Raw genomic sequence first — 17712 nt, forward strand, 5'->3', positions numbered from 1 at the left:
CAGCGATTCGGGCTAGGTTGAAACGCATGACTGACGCCACGCTGGCTCCTTCCACGTTGACTCCAGCCGAGACCGTCACCCGATTCCTGGAATCCCTGCAAACCGAGGACATCGACTTCGCGGGATCGGTGCTGGCCGAGGACCTCGTCTATCAGAACGTAGGTCTGCCCACCATCTATGGCCGGCGCGCGACTCTTAAGGTCTTCGAACCACTCACCAAGCCGCAGTTCGGATTCGAAGTACAAATCCACCGCACCACCACCAACGTGAACAGTGTGATGAACGAGCGCCACGACGCCATCGTCATCGGACCACTTCGTCTGCAGTTCTGGGTATGCGGAGTCTTCGAGGTGTCGGACGACGGAAAGATCACCCTGTGGCGCGACTACTTCGACATGTTCGACATGTTCAAGGCCACGGTGCGCGGCCTTGTCGGCATCGCCATCCCCGCCCTGCGGCCGCGCTTCTAAGTCTGGTTCAGCCCCCTATCCAAAGCCTTCGACAGCCGCTAGCGTCGGGCGCATGACGGACACTCTCACCACCATCAACCCAACGGAGATCGTCGAGGGTCTCTGGGACGCCATGCGGCTCGGCGATCTGGCGTCCATCGACACCGTCCTGGATGAGAACGTCAGCTGGGAAAACGTCGGCTTGCCTGCGATTCGCGGGCGGTCTTCGGTGATGCGTGCTTTATCCGGGCTCAACCTCCCCGGCGTTGGTTTCGATGTGAAGATTCACCGGATCACCGCCACCGGCAATACGGTGATGACCGAGCGCACCGACGTCCTCATCGTCGGTCGCCTGCACGTCGGATTCTGGGTCTGCGGAGTGTTCGAAGTGACGCCGCGCGGCACCATAGCTCTGTGGCGCGACTACGCGGATGTCCTAAACATCACGGTCGGCTTCGCGCGCGGCCTGCTCGGCATCGCCATTCCCGCACTGCGACCGACTCTGGCGCACTGAGATTATCTAACATAAATTAGTCTCATGGTTACCGCGGGATCGCCCACCAGACTGGACCCCGGAGCGATTGTCACCCGATTTCTCGAGGCCGTACAGAACGACGACATCGACTTCGCACGAGACGTACTGGACGAGAACATCGTCTATCAGAATGTCGGGCTCCCCACCATCCACGGCAAACAGGCTGTACTTCGATTGTTCGGGGCGCTGGAGAACACGTCGTTCGGTTTCGAGGTCGATGTTCAGCGCACCACCACCAACGGATACACCGTGATGAACGAGCGCTACGACGCCCTCGGCTTCGGCCCCTTACGCACACAGTTCTGGGTGTGCGGTGTCTTCGAGGTGAGCGAGCGCGGCACCATCACCCTGTGGCGCGATTACTTCGACTTCGCGGCGGTGTCTCGCGCTTTCCTGCGGGGCCTCATCGGCATCGTGGTGCCGTCGCTGCGGGCGCGGTTCTGAAAACCGTCGTACGAATCCGCTGGCCGGACCTGGGGCCACACCCCGATATCTGATCGCGCCCCTTCTCCCCCGCGACGGTGCTCGCTAGCGTTGGCTGATGACCGACATTCTGGCAAGAACCGACCCCACTGCTGCCGTCGAAACCCTTTGGAGCGCTGCCGGTCTAGGCGATTTGGCAGTGCTCGAGTCCGTCCTCGCCGACGATGTCCGATGGGAGAATGTGGGCCTGCCCGCGGTGCGTGGGCGCAAGGCTGTGTTGCGCGTGTTATCCGCCGTGAACTGGCCCGGGGCAGGATTTGGCGTCAAGATTCACCGAATCACCGCCACCGGAAACACCGTGATGACCGAGCGCACCGACGTGATCATCGTGGGCCCGCTACACATCGGCTTCTGGGTCGTCGGAGTCACCGAGCACTCGGATGATGGAAAGATCACGCTCTGGCGTGACTACGGCGACGTTCTCAACGTCACTCTCGGTTTCCTGAGGGGCCTGCTGGGGATAGTTTTCCCGTCTGTACGTCCGCGGCTCTAGGGCAGCCGGGATTTGTCCGCGTCGGTGACCGCGCGGTACAGCATGACACCCCCGAGAATCACCACACCGGCCACCAGCATCGGTACCACGAGCTTGAAGATGGCGCCCACGACCAGAAACGCCAGCCACACGCTCAGCAGCACGCCAATGATCTTCCACAACACCGGTACCCACCGTTCTCTCGACTGCGATAGAGCAAGCCTGGCAGTCGGATCGGCACCTGAGGAACCCCGGATCGCGAAGATCAGGGAAAGATCGGGGATTACCCTGACAGCTGGCCGAGTTCGTCGAGGGCACCCGCCCACCCGGTGAGCCGGTCGGTTGCCGACACCAGGTCATCGAGTAGCGGACCGCGTGACATCGGCGAGGCGAGGACCGCCCCGCCATTTCCGGCCGACACCAACTGCGCTGCCGCGGTGACCAACTCGTTGTATTGACGCACACCAGTGTCGAGTTGCGCAGTGAACGCACTAATGGTCGGTTGCAGATACTCACGGGTGTGTGGCGCCGCGACAGCGGCGCGCTCCATGGACACCACTTCCTTGGCGGTCGCGGCCATCACATACGCAGCCTGATTGGCCGCAGTAAGAATCTGCCGCCCCTCGCTGTCGGGAATCATGTTGCCGCGCTCCACCACTCCGAGAAGAGAGAACAGCGAGCGCTCGGCGGCATCCAGCGCCGCCATGGGCGGACGCGCCATCGAACCTATTGGCGGCAGCCGTCGTTCCACTCCGGGCCGCGGCGGCGGCAACGGCTCAGCCTTGAGGTACCGATACCGCACAAACAGATACGTGGCCGGAATCGCACAACCGGCGGTGAGCAGCGCCGGGATGATCAGCAGCCAGGGGGGTGCGCCGGTAGTCGCAAGCACCGTCGTGACAAGCAGCCCGGCCGCGCAGGCCAGCGCCCAGCGGATACTCCACCGCTTGGCTCGTAGACGCCTCCGCAGCAGTTTCTCGCGTTTGTCAGACATCACCCGCATGCGTGCGGCGAGTTCCTCGCCCAGATCGTTGACGTTGTTGACCACACGGCGCAGCAGCTGCTCCCAGCCTCCTTGCACCGCGGTGCGACGGGGCGGCTGGGGGGTCATGTTCACATTGTGCCCGAAAATTCGGCGGTCGCCGAGGACGAATTGTCCATGCGACAAATCCGCCGAGTGGGCGCGGCTGCGTCCCCACTCGGCGGATTGAAGCGAAAGAAGAGAGAAAACTACTGCTGGCCCAGCGGGTTAGCGGGATTAGCCTGCTCTGGTGCCGTCGCCGGTGCCGGGGTCGCCGTGCCACCGCTGGGCAGGGCCTCACCCTTCATGGAGGCGCGGATCTGCTCCAGACGCGAATGTCCGGCCATCTGCACACTGGCCTGCTGTACCTCAATCATGCGGCCCTGCACAGAGTTCTGCGCCAGCTCGGCCTGACCAAGGGCGTTGGCGTAACGGCGCTCGATCTTGTCGCGCACCTCGTCCAGACTCGGGGTGTTGCCTGGGGCGGCAAGCTCGCTCATCGACCGAAGCGAGGCGGACACCTGCTCCTGCATCTTGGCCTGCTCCAGCTGGCTCAGCAGCTTGGTCCGCTCGGCGATCCGCTGCTGCAGCATCATCGCGTTCTGCTCGACGGCCTTCTTGGCCTGGGCGGCCGCGGCAAGCGCCTGGTCGTGCAGCGCCTTGAGGTCCTCGACGCTCTGCTCGGCGGTAACCAGTTGGGCGGCGAACGCCTCGGCGGCGTTGTTGTACTCGGTCGCCTTGGATGCATCTCCCGAGCCGGTGGCCTGATCGGCCAAGGTCAGCGCCTGACGAACGTTGACCTGAAGTTTCTCGACGTCGGCGAGCTGACGGTTGAGGCGCATCTCCAGCTGGCGCTGATTCCCGATTACCGAGGCGGCCTGCTGCGAAAGCGCCTGGTGGTTCCGCTGGGCCTCCTCGATGGCCTGCTGAATCTGCACCTTGGGGTCTGCGTTCTCGTCAATCTTCGCGTTGAACAGTGCCATCAAGTACTTCCACGCCTTGACGAACGGGTTAGCCATGAGATCGATCCGCCTTCTGCTTGGATGCCGGTAGTCGTCGCTACCTACGACTGCGTGGGTCCCAACTTATCTGTTGCATGCCGATCCCCACACCCCCTACGGGGCGCAAAACAATGCGACCGCCACAGTAGTTAGGCGGCCGCCATTGCGCGAACCTGCGGAATGACCACCTTGGTCGCGACATCGATCCCGCTGAGCGAGCCGGCCGCTGTCGTCACTGCGGGCTGCGGAGCCGCGACGGCAGCCTCGCGATGCGCCAGCCTCGCGCTGACCTCGGATAACACCTCCGACAGCGGGACATCGAGCGCACCGCAGATCGCGGCCAGCAGCTCGCTGGAGGCTTCCTTGCGGCCACGTTCCACCTCGGACAGATATCCCAGGCTGACGCGTGCCGAGTCCGATACCTCGCGCAATGTCCTGCCCTGCCCGGATCGGGCGTTCCGCAGGGTGTCGCCGATGGCCTCTCTAAGCAACAGCGCCATGTCTTTCTCCTTTGCGTCCTGAACGTCGGTGTCCGTACCGCGTGTTAGTTGAGTCTGCCTTGCTCAACGTTGCCACGCAGCGCGAGGTTCCCGACGTGTTCATGTGGATTTTGACTCGTGCGCCACATTCGGCGTCATAGAAAGTCGGTGATCACGGTCAGCAAGGGGTTCGCCGACGCCCGGCTTATTCGGCCTTCGGCCGGGGCCGCAGCGCCTGCACCAGGTAGTCGACACCGGTGATGACGGTGAGTGCCACCGCCAGCCCCATCAGGACCGCAGCGGCGGTGTGCCAATGCCCCGTCAATGGCAGCAGATACCCGGCGATCGCCAGTGACTGCACCATGGTCTTGAGCTTGCCGCCCCGGTTGGCGGGGATCACCCCATGGCGGAGCACCGAGAAACGCAGCACCGTGATCCCGATCTCGCGCACCAGGATGACCGCGGTAACCCACCACGCGAGATCTCCGAGCACGCTGAGCCCCACCAGTGCCGCACCGACAAGCGCCTTGTCGGCAATCGGGTCGGCAAGCTGGCCGAACGGCGTGACCAAGCCATACCGGCGGGCCAGCACGCCGTCGTAGCGGTCGGTGGCGATGGCTAGCGCGAACACCCCGAAAGCGGCGATGCGCCAGGAGGATTCGTGCCCACCCGCGGTGAACAGGACAACGATGAACACCGGTACGAGCACAATGCGCAGCACTGTCAGGATGTTGGCAATGTTCACCACCGGCACCGGCGCAGCCGAAGCCTCGGAATCAGGCTGGGTTTCCGGTGGCATCGGCACGTCAAACACCCTATCTGTTCTAGGGCTAGCTACTGTTCACGCATGAGCGCTGAAGGTACATCCGGCATCTCGACTAACACGGCTCCCGCGGTGACCGTTCGTCGTGCCCGTACCTCCGATGTGCCCGCTATCAAGGCGCTCGTGGACGTCTATGCCGGGCGCATCCTGCTGGAAAAGAACCTTGTGACGCTGTACGAGGCGGTTCAGGAGTTCTGGGTGGCCGAGCTCGACGGGGACGTCGTGGGCTGCGGCGCCCTGCATGTGCTGTGGTCCGATCTCGGCGAGGTACGCACCATCGCGGTGCACCCCCGGCTCAAGGGCTCGGGGGTTGGGCACGCGATCGTCGGCCGCCTGCTCGATGTCGCCAGGGAACTTGAACTCAAAAGAGTCTTCGTACTGACCTTCGAGGTCGACTTCTTCACCAAACACGGATTCCGCGAGATCGATGGCACCCCGGTGACGGCCGAGGTCTACGAGGAGATGTGCCGGTCCTACGACACCGGCGTGGCCGAGTTCCTCGACTTGAGCTACGTGAAGCCGAACACCCTGGGCAACACCCGCATGCTCGCCCACCTCTGATTTCTGCGCATCGGGCATTCTGGGCGCGATCGTCGGCCATGATCGAGGCATGCCAAGACTGCGCCAGGTCTCCCGCGCCGAAACCGACGACCTCCTTGTCCATCGCATGTACGACCAGATCTTCGGTGATCGCGATCCGGTCTCCGATCCCGGGACCACCACGGGCACACCCGGTGACTGGTGGACGGTCTTCGCGCTCGTACCCGAGGCGCTGAAGCATTCGGTTCAGGGTTTCGCGTTCTACCGCAGTCCCGATCGCAAGCTGGACCCGGTCCTGCGGGAGCTTGGCCAAACACGCGCCGGTTGGGCTCGTCGCAGCCAGTTCGTGTTCTCCCAGCATTGCAAGTCGTGCCGCATGGTGGGTATGTCCGAGGAAATGATCGCCGCGATCCCGTCATGGAGTACCGCTGATTGCTTCACCGCGGCGCAGCGAGCCGTACTCGCCTACACGGACTGCTTGGTTCTCGACGGGGGCCGGGTGCCCGACGGGATCTTCGCCTCGTTGAAAGCCCACCTCTCCGACGAAGAGATCCTGGAACTCACCTACATCACCGCGATGTATGAAATGCATGCCGTGATGAGCACGGCCTTACGTCTGGAGTGGGACAACCGCGACGAGCCGATCGTGGAGATCGCCGCCCCCGAGGGATTCACATCCTTCGATGTGGGCGACGCCATCGCACTGCGGCGCGACGAGAACGCTTAGAAGTCTTCGGGCACCGCGCCGTCGTCTTCGTCTTCCTCGTCGGCTCCCCCTCCGCCGCGGATCGATGCCATCACACTGCCGAGGTCCTCGGGCTTCACCATGACCTCGCGCGCCTTGGATCCCTCACTGGGGCCGACGATTCCGCGCGTCTCCATCAGGTCCATGAGGCGACCCGCCTTGGCGAAACCGACCCGCAGCTTGCGCTGCAGCATTGAGGTCGAGCCGAATTGACTCGACACCACGAGCTCGACGGCCTGCAAGAAGGCGTCCATGTCGTCACCGATGTCGGGATCGACGTCTTCTTTACCGGGACCGCCGCCGACCTTGGTCGCGGTGACACCCTCGGTGTAGTCGGGCTCGGCCTGTTCCTTGGCCGCCGCCACCACGGCGCTGATCTCCTCGTCGGTGATGAAGGCGCCCTGCATGCGAATCGGTCGCCCGGCGCCCATCGGCAGGAACAGTCCGTCGCCCATGCCGATGAGCTTCTCGGCGCCGGGTTGGTCCAGGATGACGCGGCTGTCGGTCAGCGATGACGTCGCAAAGGCAAGGCGCGAAGGCACATTCGTCTTGATGAGGCCGGTGACCACGTCCACCGACGGACGCTGGGTGGCGAGCACCAGGTGGATACCGGCCGCTCGCGCCTTCTGGGTGATACGCACGATGGCGTCCTCGACGTCACGAGGCGCGGTCATCATGAGGTCAGCCAACTCGTCGACGACGGCGAGAATGAAGGGGTACGGACGGTATTCACGCTGGCTGCCCAGCGGTGTGGTGATCTCGCCGGAGCGCACCTTCGCGTTGAAGTCGTTGATGTGCCGGACCCGGCTGGCCTGCATGTCCTGGTATCGCTGCTCCATCTCTTCCACCAGCCAGGCCAGGGCGGCCGCAGCCTTCTTCGGCGAGGTGATGATCGGGGTGATCAGGTGCGGAATGCCTTCGTAGGGTGTCAGTTCCACCATCTTGGGGTCGATCAGGATCATCCTGACCTCCTCCGGGGTGGCGCGGGCCAGCAGCGAAACGAGCATCGAGTTGACGAAGCTCGACTTGCCCGAACCGGTGGAACCGGCAACCAGCAAGTGCGGCATCTTGGCCAGGTTGGCGGAGATGAAGTCGCCCTCGATGTCCTTGCCCAGGCCGATCAACAGCGGATGGTGATCGGTGCGGGTTTCGGGTGCGGTCAGCACGTCGGCCAGCCGCACCATCTCTCGGTCGGTGTTTGGCACCTCAATGCCGACCGCTGACTTGCCGGGGATCGGCGCGAGCAGACGCACGCTGTCGGTAGCCACCGCGTACGCGATATTGCGTTGCAGGGCGGTGATTTTCTCCACCTTGACGCCGGGGCCGAGCTCAACCTCGTAGCGGGTGACGGTGGGACCACGGTTGAAGCCGGTGACCGCCGCATCGACCTTGAACTGTTCGAGCACTCCGGTGATCGCGGCGATCATGTCGTCGTTCGCCGCGCTGCTTTCCTTCGGGGGATCTCCCGCGATGAGCAGATCCAGCGAGGGCAGCACGTAGGGGCCCTCGACCACCCGATCGACAACGGGCATCTGCGGTTTCGGCTTGGACTTCTTGGTCGACTTGACCACGGGCGCCGGCTTGGGAGCCGGTGCAGCGGGCGGCTCTGGCGCCGCCGCCTCTTCCTCAAGCGGGTAGTTGTCCATCGGGGTGGCGCCGCGCGTGAATTCACGCGTCGCCTCGTAGTCGTCTTCGGGCTCGTAGTCCTCTACGTAGTCCTCGTCGTCCCACTCCTCATCCCATTCGTCGTAGTCCCTGGGCGAGAACATGTTCCGAAGGGTGTCCGGGATGTCGCGGATCGTGGTGCCGGTCAGTAGCAGCACCCCGAAGACGATCGCCATCACGAGTAGCGGCGCGGCGATCCACGCGGTGAGGCCTTGTGCGAGCGGCCCGCCGATCACGAAGCCGACAAATCCTCCCGCGTCCGCTCGCCCCTCGGGGGAATCGGGGGAACCCGCGAACAGATGCCACAGCCCCAGGATCGGCAGCGCGACCATGGCGAAGCCGAGCAGTAGGCGCGGACGCTCCTCCGGGTTCGGCTCGGTGCGCATCAAGAACACCGCGATGACGACGGCGATGATCGGCACCAGTGCGACACCGGATCCCACGACCGCGCGGAAGACATCGTCGATCCAGCCGCCTACCGGTTTGGCGGCGTGGAACCATGAGCTCGCGCCCACCACGAAGGCCAGGCCCAGCAACGCCAGCGCTACACCGTCGCGCCGGTGACCGTGCTCGATGTCGTGAGCCCTGCCCACCGACCGGAACAACGACCCCACGCCGTGGGCGCAGGCGTGCCACCCGCTACGCGCCCCTCGGCCCAATGCCACCAGCGGCGTCGTCCAATGCTGGTTACGACGCTGATTACGCCGGCGCGGTGCCGGACGACGGGTCGGCGCGGTATTGCGCGACCGGGGTCCCGATTTGGTGTTCCGGCCACGCGAACGGCTGACAGTCTTACTCGCCATGGCGACAGCCTAGTCGCAACAGTCACATCTGCACCATCTGCAACACGGCTAAAACCGCTAGTAAGCAAATGTTTTGTCACCTACGCGAGGCCACCCCGAGACAGTCTCGTGACCTGCGAAACCCGGCTCAGCGTTCGGGGCGGGGCTTCGTCTCACCCAGCCAGGACTGATTCGCCGCGATATAGAACTGATCGCCGTTGAAGCTGCTCGCGGAATGACCCCGGAAGCAGTAGACGCCCTGATCCTTGGTGACTGCGCATTTGACGGCGCGGTAGTTGAAGTAGTTACCGGGCGTGAGCACCGGCGGACGCGTCGCCGGCGTGAACAGCGCGTCATTGGTGGTGTCGAAATGAGCACGCCAATCACCCGGGAACCAGGCGACTTGGTTCGTACCGGCAGGCGTCCCCGGGAACGAGCCGTTACAGCCGAAGCTTCCGTCGATCCAGATCGCACAAGTCAACCCGCGCGGCGTCGAAAACCATGCCCCATCGGTGTCGTCACGCAAGAACTGCTCGAAGTCGGCCTGCTTGAACTTGGTGGCGTTATTGACGTCGGGATAGGGATTTGGGTCCCCGGGGATGTCTGGGTCCGCCATCGCGAAGGCCAGCGATCCGGCACTTAGTCCCAGCATCAGCGCGATAGGTGCCACTATCCGAGCCAGCAGCCGCATTCCAAGCCCTCCCGATATTCGTGGTTACTGAGTCAGCAAAATAGCGAGGCCGATTGTATTGACGCCGTCGATCCGGCGCGGGAAAACCGGCCAGACACTTGACAATGAGTGTTGCCAACATGCCTGTGTGCTCGCTAGCCTTTCCCCATGAGTGGCAACGGCGCCCTATCGACGGTCAGCACACATCCCAACGACTACTACTGGCGGGCAGGTATGAACCTGCGCCCCGCACCTGCCCGGCTGCGCTTCGATGCCATGTGGACCCAATCCCGCAGGGACATCCTGGCGCCGTGGATGGACTTCCAGGAGATCCCCAGGGAAACGGCGCGTACCCGGCTGCTCGCCGATCACCTCTGGCAGGGCGACGAGCTGATGGATGCGGTCGTGGACCGCATCCGGAAGATGCCCGCGCGCCAGGGACGGGCGATGCTCACCCGGGCCCTTGACCACGGCATCGAATCGATAGAAAACCCGCCGGCAGAGTTTGTCGCGCTGTTCGCGCAGCTCGATAATCCGCCCCCGTGGTACGACCCCGCGCTCTGGGAGCGGGGCCGCCAGCTATGGAACAACTCGTCGTTGGCGGCGAAGTTCGGCATGGGGTTCGGCGACACCTTCGGCACCTTTGTGGGCGATGAAGTCGCCTATGCAACCGGGGCTACCGGCAGATTCGTCAACGACACCCTGCGGAGAAATCTGGAGACCACCGCGTGGTTCCGCAAGATGACCTATCGCGGAGCCCTGGAACGCTTTTCACAACCTTTCAAGGACACCGTCCTGGTTCGGCTGATGCACGCACAAGTGCGCGCCGGGCTCCGGCGCTCCTGGGGCGACGAACAGTTCGCTCACCACGGCAACCCGATCTCCAATTCGATGATGATGGGTGCCGCGATGACCTTCGGGCTCATCCCGCCACTGATCGACCATCAGCACGGGCGCACCCGCCGCATGGCCGATCTTGAAGCAGCAGTGATGTATTGGGCATACATCGCCTACGTATTCGGTGTCGCCGAGGAGCTGATCCCGAAATCCGTGGCCGAGGGCATGGAGACGATGGACTATATGGTCGCCTACGCCGGCGGCCCCTCGGAATGGACTGACATCATGATGACCGCGGCATTCGGCTTCGTGGACAAGGGAATTGCCGGGAGGATCGGCCGACTGGTATTCACCCCGGTTCTGGGTGTCGCCGCCTACTACGGCGGCGAGGACCTTGTCCGCGCACTTGTGCGCGCAACTCCCCTACGCGACGCGCGTCTTCAACCGTGGACCACGCTAACCGGCATCGCGGTGCACGCCAATGTCCAGATGCGGCGACTCACGGACAGGCTGCCGGGCGCCAAACGCCGTGCACAACAACGCAATGGCGAACTGCTGTGGTGGTCCGCGACGATGATCAACCAGGCACTGGCCAGGCTCGGCGACATGCACGACACCTCATACACCCACCATGACGCGACGGCGGCGACACCGGCAGGGTGCCCGGTGCCGCACGCCCCACGCAATTAGCGGCTACTGCTCGTTGCCCAACCAGGTCTTGCCCGGCGTAACGAGGAACCGGGCACCCGAATAGCCGCCCTTACCGGAACCCGCTCCGCCGCAGTACAGATGATTCTCGGGCGTTGTCGCGCAACGAACATTGCGATACTCGATGTAGTTATTGGCCGGCAGTACCCTCTGCGCTTCTCCGGACGTGAATCGAATCTGCTCGGTGTTATCGAAATGCGCGGACCCTTCACCGGAGAACCAGCCCACCTGATTGGTGCCAGCTGGAGCTCCTGGGATAACGCCATTGCAGCCGAAGCTGCCGTCGTCCCAAATGCCGCAACTCAGTCCGGACGTGGATGAAAACCACACGCCAGGCTTGTCGGCGATCCGGAACCCCTCGAAGTCGAACTTCGCGTACTTGCTGGTATCCGGGTACGGGTCCTTCGGTGGGTCTGCCGCAGCGGGCAGCGCCGTTCCCACCGACATCGCCAAACCTGCTACCGCGCCCACCATCGCAAACCAATTTTGCGACATCGCTAGTACCTCCCCTGTTTCCCAGTATCACTGCACTACGCATTTCGCGTGCAGTACCACGTGATAAATCATACACAAATTGTTAACTGAAACATCCACCCAAATAGACACAGCTACCTTTCAGATTCGACTTCCCTCGCACGTAGATTCATCTATGGTGAGAGCATGACCGAGAAGGTCTCTCGCCACGACTACTTCACTGCCGCGTTCGAACTACTGGCGGCTGGCGGCAAGCCCGCACTCACCACGACGGCGGTATGCCGCCGAATCGGCGTGACCACGGGCTCGCTGTACCACCACTTCGGCAGTGGGGCGGGCTTCTACCGAGCAGTCATCGATTACTGGGAGAACGACATCACTACCGCGCAGCGCCGCCGCGTGGACGAAGTATCCGATCCGCAGGAACGGCTGGTCGTGCTGGAGCAAGCAGCGCGTGAGGCCGACCATGAGGTGGAGAAGGCCATTCGCGCCTGGGCGATGGCGGACCGCTACGTGACGGCGGCGCAGCACCGCGTGGACCAGGTACGACATCAACATCTCACCAAGCACTACATCGAAGCCGGCTTCGCTCCGGATCGGGCGGACACGATGGCACGCATTGGTTTCAGCATCTTGATTGGCGCTCAGCAGTTCGGCACCCAGGTAGACCGCAAGCGTCTCAATGCCGCACTCGATGAATACTCCGTCTGGATCAACTCGCTGGTGCCTACGGAGGCGACCACGTCCCGCTGACCTTGGTGTAGCGAGACATCAGCGCCAGGGCCTGGTCAGGAAAGAGTTCACGGGGGAAGGCTTCACGCATTCCCGGCCGCGCGGAAAACAAGATCCCCACGGCGTTGTCGTTCACCACAACGTTCTTGATCTCGGCGTAGTCCCGCAAAACCATCAGCCGAGTGGTCAGAAATGATTGCCCGAGTAAGGCATTCGTCGTTGGGCGCAGTACCCAGAACGTGAACTCTGACGCCCCGAACTCGGCACGCTGCACCGTCCCGACAGGTATCGCCTGCATGGACAGCTGGGTACGAGAACGGATTCTCGACGCGATCAGCGCCGCCGCCGCAATCACAACGATCAGGATCACCACACCGGCGGCAGCCGCCACAAACACAAAGAAGAACGCGACGTACAACACGGCCCCGACGAGCAGAATCCAGACGCCCCGGGAACGTGCAACCGTCTGAAGCGCGCCCTTTGCAAGTTTGCCTCGCCCCTCTTCGGTGAGGACAACCTCGGTTCGGATGGGCGACCCGCTCGCCAGGTCGTGATCGGTCATATCCCTCCCTCGATATCCCCCACAGCGTATCGACCGCAGGGCGCCCCAGCTGGCTTCGGTACGGTGGAATTCGATCCACTCCCAACGACGAGAGGTGTTCCATGCCCACTGTGGTGGCGTTCCTGTATCCCCAGCCCGACAAGCGCGACGAGGTTCGTGCCGCACTCCTGGAGACCATTCCCCAGGTCCACGACGAGGCGGGCTGCAATCTCTACTCCCTGCACGAGGCACACGATCGCTTCGTCTTCGTCGAGTCGTGGGCGAGTAACGAAGCACTCGCGGAGCATGGGAAAGCGCCGGCCGTCACCGCGATGTTCGGCAAGGTAGGACCGCTACTCAGTCAGGCGCCGGAAATCGTTGTCGCCGAAGCGCTTCCCGCAGGCGATCCGGCCAAGGGCGATCTGACCCACTGACATGGGCAAGCTGGATGGCAAGGTCGCGTTCATCACCGGGGCGGCCCGCGGCCAGGGCCGCGCCCACGCCATCAAGCTGGCGTCCGAGGGAGCCAACGTCATCGCGGTGGACATCTGCGCACAGATACCCTCCGTGGAGTACCCGATGGCCACCGCGGAGGATCTCGATCTCACGGTCAAGGAAGTCGATGCCCTGGGGCGTGCCATCTCGGCACACGAGGCCGATGTGCGCGATCGGCAGGCATTGCAAAGCGCCTTCGACGCCGGTGTCCAGGCCCTTGGGCCGGTCGACATCGTGATTGCGAACGCCGGTATCGCCACCCTCACTCCAGAAAGCGGCGAGGATGGCTGGACCGATGTGCTCGATGTCAATCTCACCGGGGTGTATCACACGATCGAGGTGGCCCGGCCGTCGATGGTCGAGCGCGGCGCGGGCGGATCGATCGTGCTGACCAGCTCGGTGGCCGGCCTGACCGGCATGGTGATGAATACTCCCGGTGGACTGGCCTATACCGCCGCTAAACACGGGCTGGTCGGGCTCATGCGGTCCTATGCCAACATGCTTGCGCCACACAGTATCCGGGTGAACACGATTCACCCGGGCGGTGTCGCGACCCCCATGCTGGTGAACCCGGTGACAGAAGAGCTGTTCGCCAACGGCGCGCCCGAAGGCATGTCCGATACCGGCCATGCCTTGCCGGTGGTTCTCATGCCCGCCGAGGACATGGCCAACGCCGTGGCCTGGCTGGTGTCCGAGGATGCGCGGTACGTCACCGGCGTCGCACTCCCCGTCGATGCCGGGTTCACCAACAGGCGCTAGACATGTCACGGAAAAATCCCGCCGCGCAGACTGCGTACGGCCCCATGGCCATCGCAGCCATCGAGCAGCATGAGCCGCCCGGGTCCCGGATCGTCGACGACGACCTGGCGGCCCGGATCCTGCCCACCGCGTCACGGTGGTTTGTCCGCCTCACCGCGTGGACGACGCTGCGGAACCTGTTGATCACGCTGGCGGAGAGAAGCGGCCAAGGCGCCTGGTCCATCTTTGTGTGCCGTAAGCGTTACATCGATGATCAGTTGGCCTCGTGGGCAGACATTGCGGAAGCGGTCGTCAATTTGGGTGCGGGAATGGACAGCCGGGGATGCCGACTGTCCCGAACCTCGTCGATACCGGTCTTCGAAGTCGATCAGCCGGTGAACATCGCGGCCAAACGACGTGCGATCCAGCAGGCGGTGGGCGTTCTACCGCCGTCGGTGCACCTGGTGGCCGTCCACTTCCAGCATGACAATCTGTCCGACGCACTGCTGCGGGCCGGGCACGATCGCACCTCACGCACCTTCTTCATCTGGGAGGGCGTCACGCAGTACCTCTCCGAGCCCGCGGTTCGGGCGACGCTGGACTATCTGAGCACCGCTGCACCAGGCAGTCGCCTCGCCTTCACCTACGTGCAACGCGATTTCATAGACGGTTCGAACCTGTACGGGAACACCATGCTGTACAAACGTTTTCGGATGCGCAGCCAGGTATGGATGTTCGGTCTCTCCCCTGCCGCGGTGGCGCCACTGCTCGCCGAGTACGGCTGGCGGGTGCTCGAGGATGTCAGCGGGCCCGAATTCCAGACGCGTTATCTGGCGCCCGCTGGACGCAGGCTCTCGACCACCGAGCTCGAACGGACCGTGCTCGCGGAAAAGTCTTAGTCGACCGTCAGCACGGTCGGCACGATCATGGGCTGGCGGCGATAGGTCTCGCCAACCCACTTGCCCACCACGCGCCGCACCGACTGCGCGATGCGGCCGGTATCGGTGACCGACTGTTCGGCAAGTGAATTCAACTCGGTGATCACCATTTCGGTCACCGGGTCCAGGGCCTTGGCGTCATCGGAGAATCCGCGCGAGAACAGCTCCGGCCTGCCGACCGGGCGTCCGTTGCTACGCACCACGACGGTGACCGCGATGAATCCGCCATTGCTCAAAACCAGACGCTCGCCGACGGTGGCATCGGATACGTCGCCATCGACCAGGCCGTGGACAAACATCTTGCCCACCGGCACCCGTCCCGCAATGCGCGCCCGCTCGTTGTGCAGGTCGACGCTCACGCCGTTCTCCGCCAACACGATCCGGTCTTCGTCGACGCCGGTCTTGACCGCAAGGTCGGCGTTGGCACGCAGATGCCGCCAGGTGCCGTGCACCGGCATGACATTGCGCGGGCGTACCGCGTTGTAGAGGTAAAGCAGCTCCCCGGCATAGGCATGTCCTGAAACATGGACCCGCGCATGGGTGTTTGTCACAACCCGGGTGCCCACCTTCGCAAGCGAGTCGATAATGCCGTAGACGGCTTCCTCATTGCCCGGCACCAGTGATGACGACAAGATGACCAAATCGTCAGGAGTCAGGGTGATTTGGCGATGATCGCCACGGGCCATGCGTGATAGCGCAGCCATTGGCTCGCCCTGTGTGCCGGTGGTAACCATCACAACGCGTTGCGGTGCCAGCTCGTTCGCGGCCTCCACGTTGATCAGGTCGCGGTCCTCGACGTCGAGAAAGCCCAGATCGCGTGCGATACCCATGTTGCGCACCATCGATCGGCCCACGAGCGCGACACGGCGTCCGTGCGCGACCGAGGCATCGATGATCTGTTGCACCCGTGCCACATTGCTGGCGAAACACGCAATGATCACCCGGCCGCGCGCGGTCTCGATGAGCCGGTTCAGGGTGGGAGCGATCTCACTCTCCGATGGACCTACTCCCGGCACCTCGGAGTTCGTGGAGTCGACGAGGAACAGATCGACACCCCGATCACCCAGTCCGGACAGCCCGGGCAAGTCGGTGGGACGCCGGTCCGGAGGCAGCGGATCAAGCTTGATATCGCCGGTATGCAGGATGGTCCCGGCCTCGGTGTGTACGGCGATGGCAAGTGCATCGGGAATGGAGTGGTTGACCGCGAAGTACTCGCATTCAAAGGCGCCGTGAGTGGACCGCTCGCCCTCCTTCACCTTGATGAACCGGGGGGTGATGCGGTGCTCGCGGCACTTGGCCTCGACCAACGCGAGGGTGAAAGCCGAACCCACCACTGGGATATCGGGGCGCATCTTGAGCAGGAAGGGGATGGCTCCGATGTGATCCTCGTGCGCATGCGTCAAGACCAGCGCCTCGACATCGTCGAGACGATCCTCGATGTGGCGGATGTCCGGAAGGATCAGGTCCACGCCGGGCTCGTCATGACCGGGGAAAAGCACTCCGCAGTCGATGATCAGGAGGCGCCCACGCAGTTCGAAAACCGTCATGTTGCGGCCGATCTCGCTGATACCGCCGAGTGCGGTGACGCGCAACGCGCCATCGGCGAGCGGACCGGGCGCACGCAGATCTTCGGGTGGCGTTATCGGCACCTACAGCACCCCGGCGGCGCGCATATCCGCGGCCAATCCCTCGATCTGCTCCGGGCTCGGCGGAACGTTGGGCAGGCGGGGGTCGCCAACATCGATGCCCTGCAACCGAAGCCCGGCCTTCACTGCTCCCACCGCTCCCAGCCGCCGGCACGCCTCTGTCACGGGCGCGATCTGCGCATTGAGCTTGCGGGCCGTTTCCACGTCGCCGGCGTTGTAGGCAACCAGCAGCTCACGCAACGGTCCGGCGACGAAATGCGATATGACGCTGACGAATCCGACCGCTCCCACCGACAACCAGGGCAGGTTCAGCGGGTCGTCGCCCGAGTAGTAGACGAGATCGGTGCCCGCGATGATCTGGGCACCGCCATGCAGGTCCCCCTTGGCATCCTTGACAGCCACGATGTTCGGGTGTGCCGCCAGCTCGCGGATGACGTGAAAGTCGATGGGGATGACCGAGCGCGGCGGAATGTCGTACAAGATGACGGGGACGTTCACCGCATCCGCGACCGCGGTGAAGTGGGCAAGCAGCCCTGCCTGCGAGGGCCGCGAGTAGTACGGGGTGACGACGAGCAGGCCATCGGCTCCGGCAGCCTCGCACTCACGGGAGAGCTTGATGCTGTGCGCGGTGTCGTAGGTGCCGGACCCGGCGATGATGCGCGCGCGGTCGCCCACCGCGGCCACCACCTCACGCAGCAGGGTCAGCTTTTCGGCGTCGGACGTCACGGGAGACTCTCCGGTGGTACCGGAGAGCACGAGGCCATCGCACCCGGCGTCGACCAGGTGCGCGGCCAACCGGACCGCGGTGTCGACATCAAGGGCGCCATCGGCATCGAAAGGAGTCACCATCGCGGTGAGCACGGTGCCGAGCCGCGCCACTGTTTCACCTGCTGTCACGGCACGAGAATACCCGCCGCGACCAAGCGGTTATCCCCCGG

At 63.8% G+C, this 17712-nt stretch carries 22 protein-coding genes; 11 read left to right on the top strand and 11 right to left on the bottom strand.

Going from position 1 to position 17712, the window contains the following annotated elements:
* Positions 1-26 precede the first annotated feature (26 nt).
* The 4 genes from HBA99_RS15455 to HBA99_RS15470 all read left to right on the top strand — a co-directional run bounded on the left by HBA99_RS15455 (position 27) and on the right by HBA99_RS15470 (position 1960).
* Positions 27-470 (top strand): limonene-1,2-epoxide hydrolase family protein, encoded by a 444-nt coding sequence (locus tag HBA99_RS15455; protein ID WP_070952692.1) that lies wholly within the window; start codon positions 27-29, stop codon positions 468-470.
* Positions 471-522: 52 nt separating this feature from the next.
* Complete coding sequence (locus tag HBA99_RS15460; RefSeq protein WP_046254092.1) at positions 523-963, top strand: limonene-1,2-epoxide hydrolase family protein; 441 nt, start codon at positions 523-525, stop codon at positions 961-963.
* A 24-nt stretch (positions 964-987) separates the two neighbouring features.
* Positions 988-1428: a limonene-1,2-epoxide hydrolase family protein gene (locus tag HBA99_RS15465; RefSeq protein WP_070952691.1), complete on the top strand. Its 441-nt coding sequence runs from the start codon at positions 988-990 to the stop codon at positions 1426-1428.
* Positions 1429-1525: 97 nt separating this feature from the next.
* Complete coding sequence (locus HBA99_RS15470) at positions 1526-1960, top strand: limonene-1,2-epoxide hydrolase family protein (RefSeq protein ID WP_070952690.1); 435 nt, start codon at positions 1526-1528, stop codon at positions 1958-1960.
* Here the strand turns inward: HBA99_RS15470 and HBA99_RS15475 are convergent.
* The 5 genes from HBA99_RS15475 to pgsA all read right to left on the bottom strand — a co-directional run bounded on the left by HBA99_RS15475 (position 1957) and on the right by pgsA (position 5245).
* Positions 1957-2124: a hypothetical protein gene (locus HBA99_RS15475; protein ID WP_165589972.1), complete on the bottom strand. Its 168-nt coding sequence runs from the start codon at positions 2122-2124 to the stop codon at positions 1957-1959. The genes HBA99_RS15470 and HBA99_RS15475 overlap by 4 nt on opposite strands.
* A 98-nt stretch (positions 2125-2222) precedes the next feature.
* Complete coding sequence (gene pspM, locus HBA99_RS15480; RefSeq protein ID WP_057968251.1) at positions 2223-3050, bottom strand: phage shock envelope stress response protein PspM; 828 nt, start codon at positions 3048-3050, stop codon at positions 2223-2225.
* Between the two features lie 119 nt (positions 3051-3169).
* Complete coding sequence (pspA, locus tag HBA99_RS15485; protein WP_057968250.1) at positions 3170-3979, bottom strand: phage shock protein PspA; 810 nt, start codon at positions 3977-3979, stop codon at positions 3170-3172.
* A gap of 131 nt (positions 3980-4110) precedes the next feature.
* Positions 4111-4461: a transcriptional regulator ClgR gene (gene clgR / locus HBA99_RS15490; protein ID WP_057968249.1), complete on the bottom strand. Its 351-nt coding sequence runs from the start codon at positions 4459-4461 to the stop codon at positions 4111-4113.
* Positions 4462-4645: 184 nt separating this feature from the next.
* Positions 4646-5245 carry a CDP-diacylglycerol--glycerol-3-phosphate 3-phosphatidyltransferase gene (gene pgsA / locus HBA99_RS15495; RefSeq protein WP_070923680.1) on the bottom strand — a complete coding sequence of 200 codons (600 nt, stop codon included), beginning with the start codon at positions 5243-5245 and terminating at the stop codon, positions 4646-4648.
* Positions 5246-5287: 42 nt separating this feature from the next.
* On the opposite strand from pgsA, the gene HBA99_RS15500 reads away from it, so the two are divergent.
* Together HBA99_RS15500 and HBA99_RS15505 are read left to right on the top strand one after the other, a co-directional pair.
* Complete coding sequence (locus HBA99_RS15500) at positions 5288-5824, top strand: amino-acid N-acetyltransferase (protein WP_070923679.1); 537 nt, start codon at positions 5288-5290, stop codon at positions 5822-5824.
* Positions 5825-5873: 49 nt separating this feature from the next.
* Positions 5874-6530, top strand: a complete 657-nt coding sequence (locus HBA99_RS15505; protein WP_070923678.1) for a carboxymuconolactone decarboxylase family protein — start codon at positions 5874-5876, stop codon at positions 6528-6530.
* Here HBA99_RS15505 and HBA99_RS15510 read toward each other — a convergent pair.
* Entirely contained in the window at positions 6527-9016 is a 2490-nt protein-coding gene (locus HBA99_RS15510) for an FtsK/SpoIIIE family DNA translocase (protein ID WP_057969315.1), read from the bottom strand. The genes HBA99_RS15505 and HBA99_RS15510 overlap by 4 nt on opposite strands.
* A gap of 127 nt (positions 9017-9143) precedes the next feature.
* On the bottom strand, positions 9144-9686 hold the full coding sequence (locus HBA99_RS15515; protein WP_070952689.1) for a hypothetical protein: 543 nt from the start codon (positions 9684-9686) through the stop codon (positions 9144-9146).
* A gap of 147 nt (positions 9687-9833) precedes the next feature.
* On the opposite strand from HBA99_RS15515, the gene HBA99_RS15520 reads away from it, so the two are divergent.
* Positions 9834-11192, top strand: a complete 1359-nt coding sequence (locus HBA99_RS15520; RefSeq protein ID WP_070952688.1) for an oxygenase MpaB family protein — start codon at positions 9834-9836, stop codon at positions 11190-11192.
* A 3-nt stretch (positions 11193-11195) separates the two neighbouring features.
* Here HBA99_RS15520 and HBA99_RS15525 read toward each other — a convergent pair whose 3' ends face one another.
* Complete coding sequence (locus tag HBA99_RS15525) at positions 11196-11705, bottom strand: hypothetical protein (RefSeq protein WP_057969609.1); 510 nt, start codon at positions 11703-11705, stop codon at positions 11196-11198.
* 165 nt (positions 11706-11870) lie between these two features.
* Here HBA99_RS15525 and HBA99_RS15530 point away from each other — a divergent pair, with 165 nt between their 5' ends.
* The gene (locus HBA99_RS15530) at positions 11871-12437 is read left to right on the top strand and encodes a TetR/AcrR family transcriptional regulator (RefSeq protein WP_057966691.1); all 567 of its coding nucleotides are present in this window, start codon (positions 11871-11873) and stop codon (positions 12435-12437) included.
* Here HBA99_RS15530 and HBA99_RS15535 read toward each other — a convergent pair.
* Positions 12412-12978 (bottom strand): hypothetical protein, encoded by a 567-nt coding sequence (locus tag HBA99_RS15535; RefSeq protein ID WP_070952687.1) that lies wholly within the window; start codon positions 12976-12978, stop codon positions 12412-12414. The two genes, HBA99_RS15530 and HBA99_RS15535, sit on opposite strands and share 26 nt — an antisense overlap.
* Positions 12979-13079: 101 nt before the next feature.
* On the opposite strand from HBA99_RS15535, the gene HBA99_RS15540 reads away from it, so the two are divergent.
* The 3 genes from HBA99_RS15540 to HBA99_RS15550 are packed head-to-tail and all read left to right on the top strand — an operon-like array spanning position 13080 to position 15089.
* On the top strand, positions 13080-13391 hold the full coding sequence (locus HBA99_RS15540) for a putative quinol monooxygenase (RefSeq protein ID WP_030093874.1): 312 nt from the start codon (positions 13080-13082) through the stop codon (positions 13389-13391).
* 1 nt (position 13392) lies between these two features.
* The gene (locus HBA99_RS15545) at positions 13393-14211 is read left to right on the top strand and encodes a mycofactocin-coupled SDR family oxidoreductase (RefSeq protein WP_030093875.1); all 819 of its coding nucleotides are present in this window, start codon (positions 13393-13395) and stop codon (positions 14209-14211) included.
* A 2-nt stretch (positions 14212-14213) separates the two neighbouring features.
* On the top strand, positions 14214-15089 hold the full coding sequence (locus HBA99_RS15550) for an SAM-dependent methyltransferase (RefSeq protein WP_057966689.1): 876 nt from the start codon (positions 14214-14216) through the stop codon (positions 15087-15089).
* Here HBA99_RS15550 and HBA99_RS15555 read toward each other — a convergent pair.
* Together HBA99_RS15555 and dapA are read right to left on the bottom strand one after the other, a co-directional pair.
* A complete protein-coding gene (locus HBA99_RS15555) occupies positions 15086-16777 on the bottom strand; it encodes a ribonuclease J (protein WP_057966688.1) in 1692 nt (563 codons plus the stop codon). The two genes, HBA99_RS15550 and HBA99_RS15555, sit on opposite strands and share 4 nt — an antisense overlap.
* Positions 16778-17653, bottom strand: coding sequence for a 4-hydroxy-tetrahydrodipicolinate synthase (gene dapA / locus HBA99_RS15560; protein WP_075874262.1), 876 nt, complete (start codon positions 17651-17653; stop codon positions 16778-16780). It lies immediately after the preceding gene.
* Positions 17654-17712 lie beyond the last annotated feature (59 nt).

The sequence above is a fragment of the Mycobacteroides chelonae genome (assembly GCF_016767715.1).
Taxonomy (GTDB): Bacteria; Actinomycetota; Actinomycetes; order Mycobacteriales; family Mycobacteriaceae; genus Mycobacterium; species Mycobacterium gwanakae.

Excerpts from the sequence above, each read along its gene's own strand:
- HBA99_RS15455 (WP_070952692.1), top strand. The coding sequence starts at position 27 with ATGACTGACGCCACGCTGGCTCCTTCCACGTTGACTCCAGCCGAGACC.
- HBA99_RS15460 (WP_046254092.1), top strand. The coding sequence starts at position 523 with ATGACGGACACTCTCACCACCATCAACCCAACGGAGATCGTCGAGGGT.
- HBA99_RS15465 (WP_070952691.1), top strand. The coding sequence starts at position 988 with ATGGTTACCGCGGGATCGCCCACCAGACTGGACCCCGGAGCGATTGTC.
- HBA99_RS15470 (WP_070952690.1), top strand. The coding sequence starts at position 1,526 with ATGACCGACATTCTGGCAAGAACCGACCCCACTGCTGCCGTCGAAACC.
- pspM (WP_057968251.1), bottom strand. The coding sequence starts at position 3,050 with ATGACCCCCCAGCCGCCCCGTCGCACCGCGGTGCAAGGAGGCTGGGAG.
- pspA (WP_057968250.1), bottom strand. The coding sequence starts at position 3,979 with ATGGCTAACCCGTTCGTCAAGGCGTGGAAGTACTTGATGGCACTGTTC.
- clgR (WP_057968249.1), bottom strand. The coding sequence starts at position 4,461 with ATGGCGCTGTTGCTTAGAGAGGCCATCGGCGACACCCTGCGGAACGCC.
- HBA99_RS15500 (WP_070923679.1), top strand. The coding sequence starts at position 5,288 with ATGAGCGCTGAAGGTACATCCGGCATCTCGACTAACACGGCTCCCGCG.
- HBA99_RS15505 (WP_070923678.1), top strand. The coding sequence starts at position 5,874 with ATGCCAAGACTGCGCCAGGTCTCCCGCGCCGAAACCGACGACCTCCTT.
- HBA99_RS15510 (WP_057969315.1), bottom strand. The coding sequence starts at position 9,016 with ATGGCGAGTAAGACTGTCAGCCGTTCGCGTGGCCGGAACACCAAATCG.
- HBA99_RS15515 (WP_070952689.1), bottom strand. The coding sequence starts at position 9,686 with ATGCGGCTGCTGGCTCGGATAGTGGCACCTATCGCGCTGATGCTGGGA.
- HBA99_RS15520 (WP_070952688.1), top strand. The coding sequence starts at position 9,834 with ATGAGTGGCAACGGCGCCCTATCGACGGTCAGCACACATCCCAACGAC.
- HBA99_RS15525 (WP_057969609.1), bottom strand. The coding sequence starts at position 11,705 with ATGTCGCAAAATTGGTTTGCGATGGTGGGCGCGGTAGCAGGTTTGGCG.
- HBA99_RS15530 (WP_057966691.1), top strand. The coding sequence starts at position 11,871 with ATGACCGAGAAGGTCTCTCGCCACGACTACTTCACTGCCGCGTTCGAA.
- HBA99_RS15535 (WP_070952687.1), bottom strand. The coding sequence starts at position 12,978 with ATGACCGATCACGACCTGGCGAGCGGGTCGCCCATCCGAACCGAGGTT.
- HBA99_RS15540 (WP_030093874.1), top strand. The coding sequence starts at position 13,080 with ATGCCCACTGTGGTGGCGTTCCTGTATCCCCAGCCCGACAAGCGCGAC.
- HBA99_RS15545 (WP_030093875.1), top strand. The coding sequence starts at position 13,393 with ATGGGCAAGCTGGATGGCAAGGTCGCGTTCATCACCGGGGCGGCCCGC.
- HBA99_RS15550 (WP_057966689.1), top strand. The coding sequence starts at position 14,214 with ATGTCACGGAAAAATCCCGCCGCGCAGACTGCGTACGGCCCCATGGCC.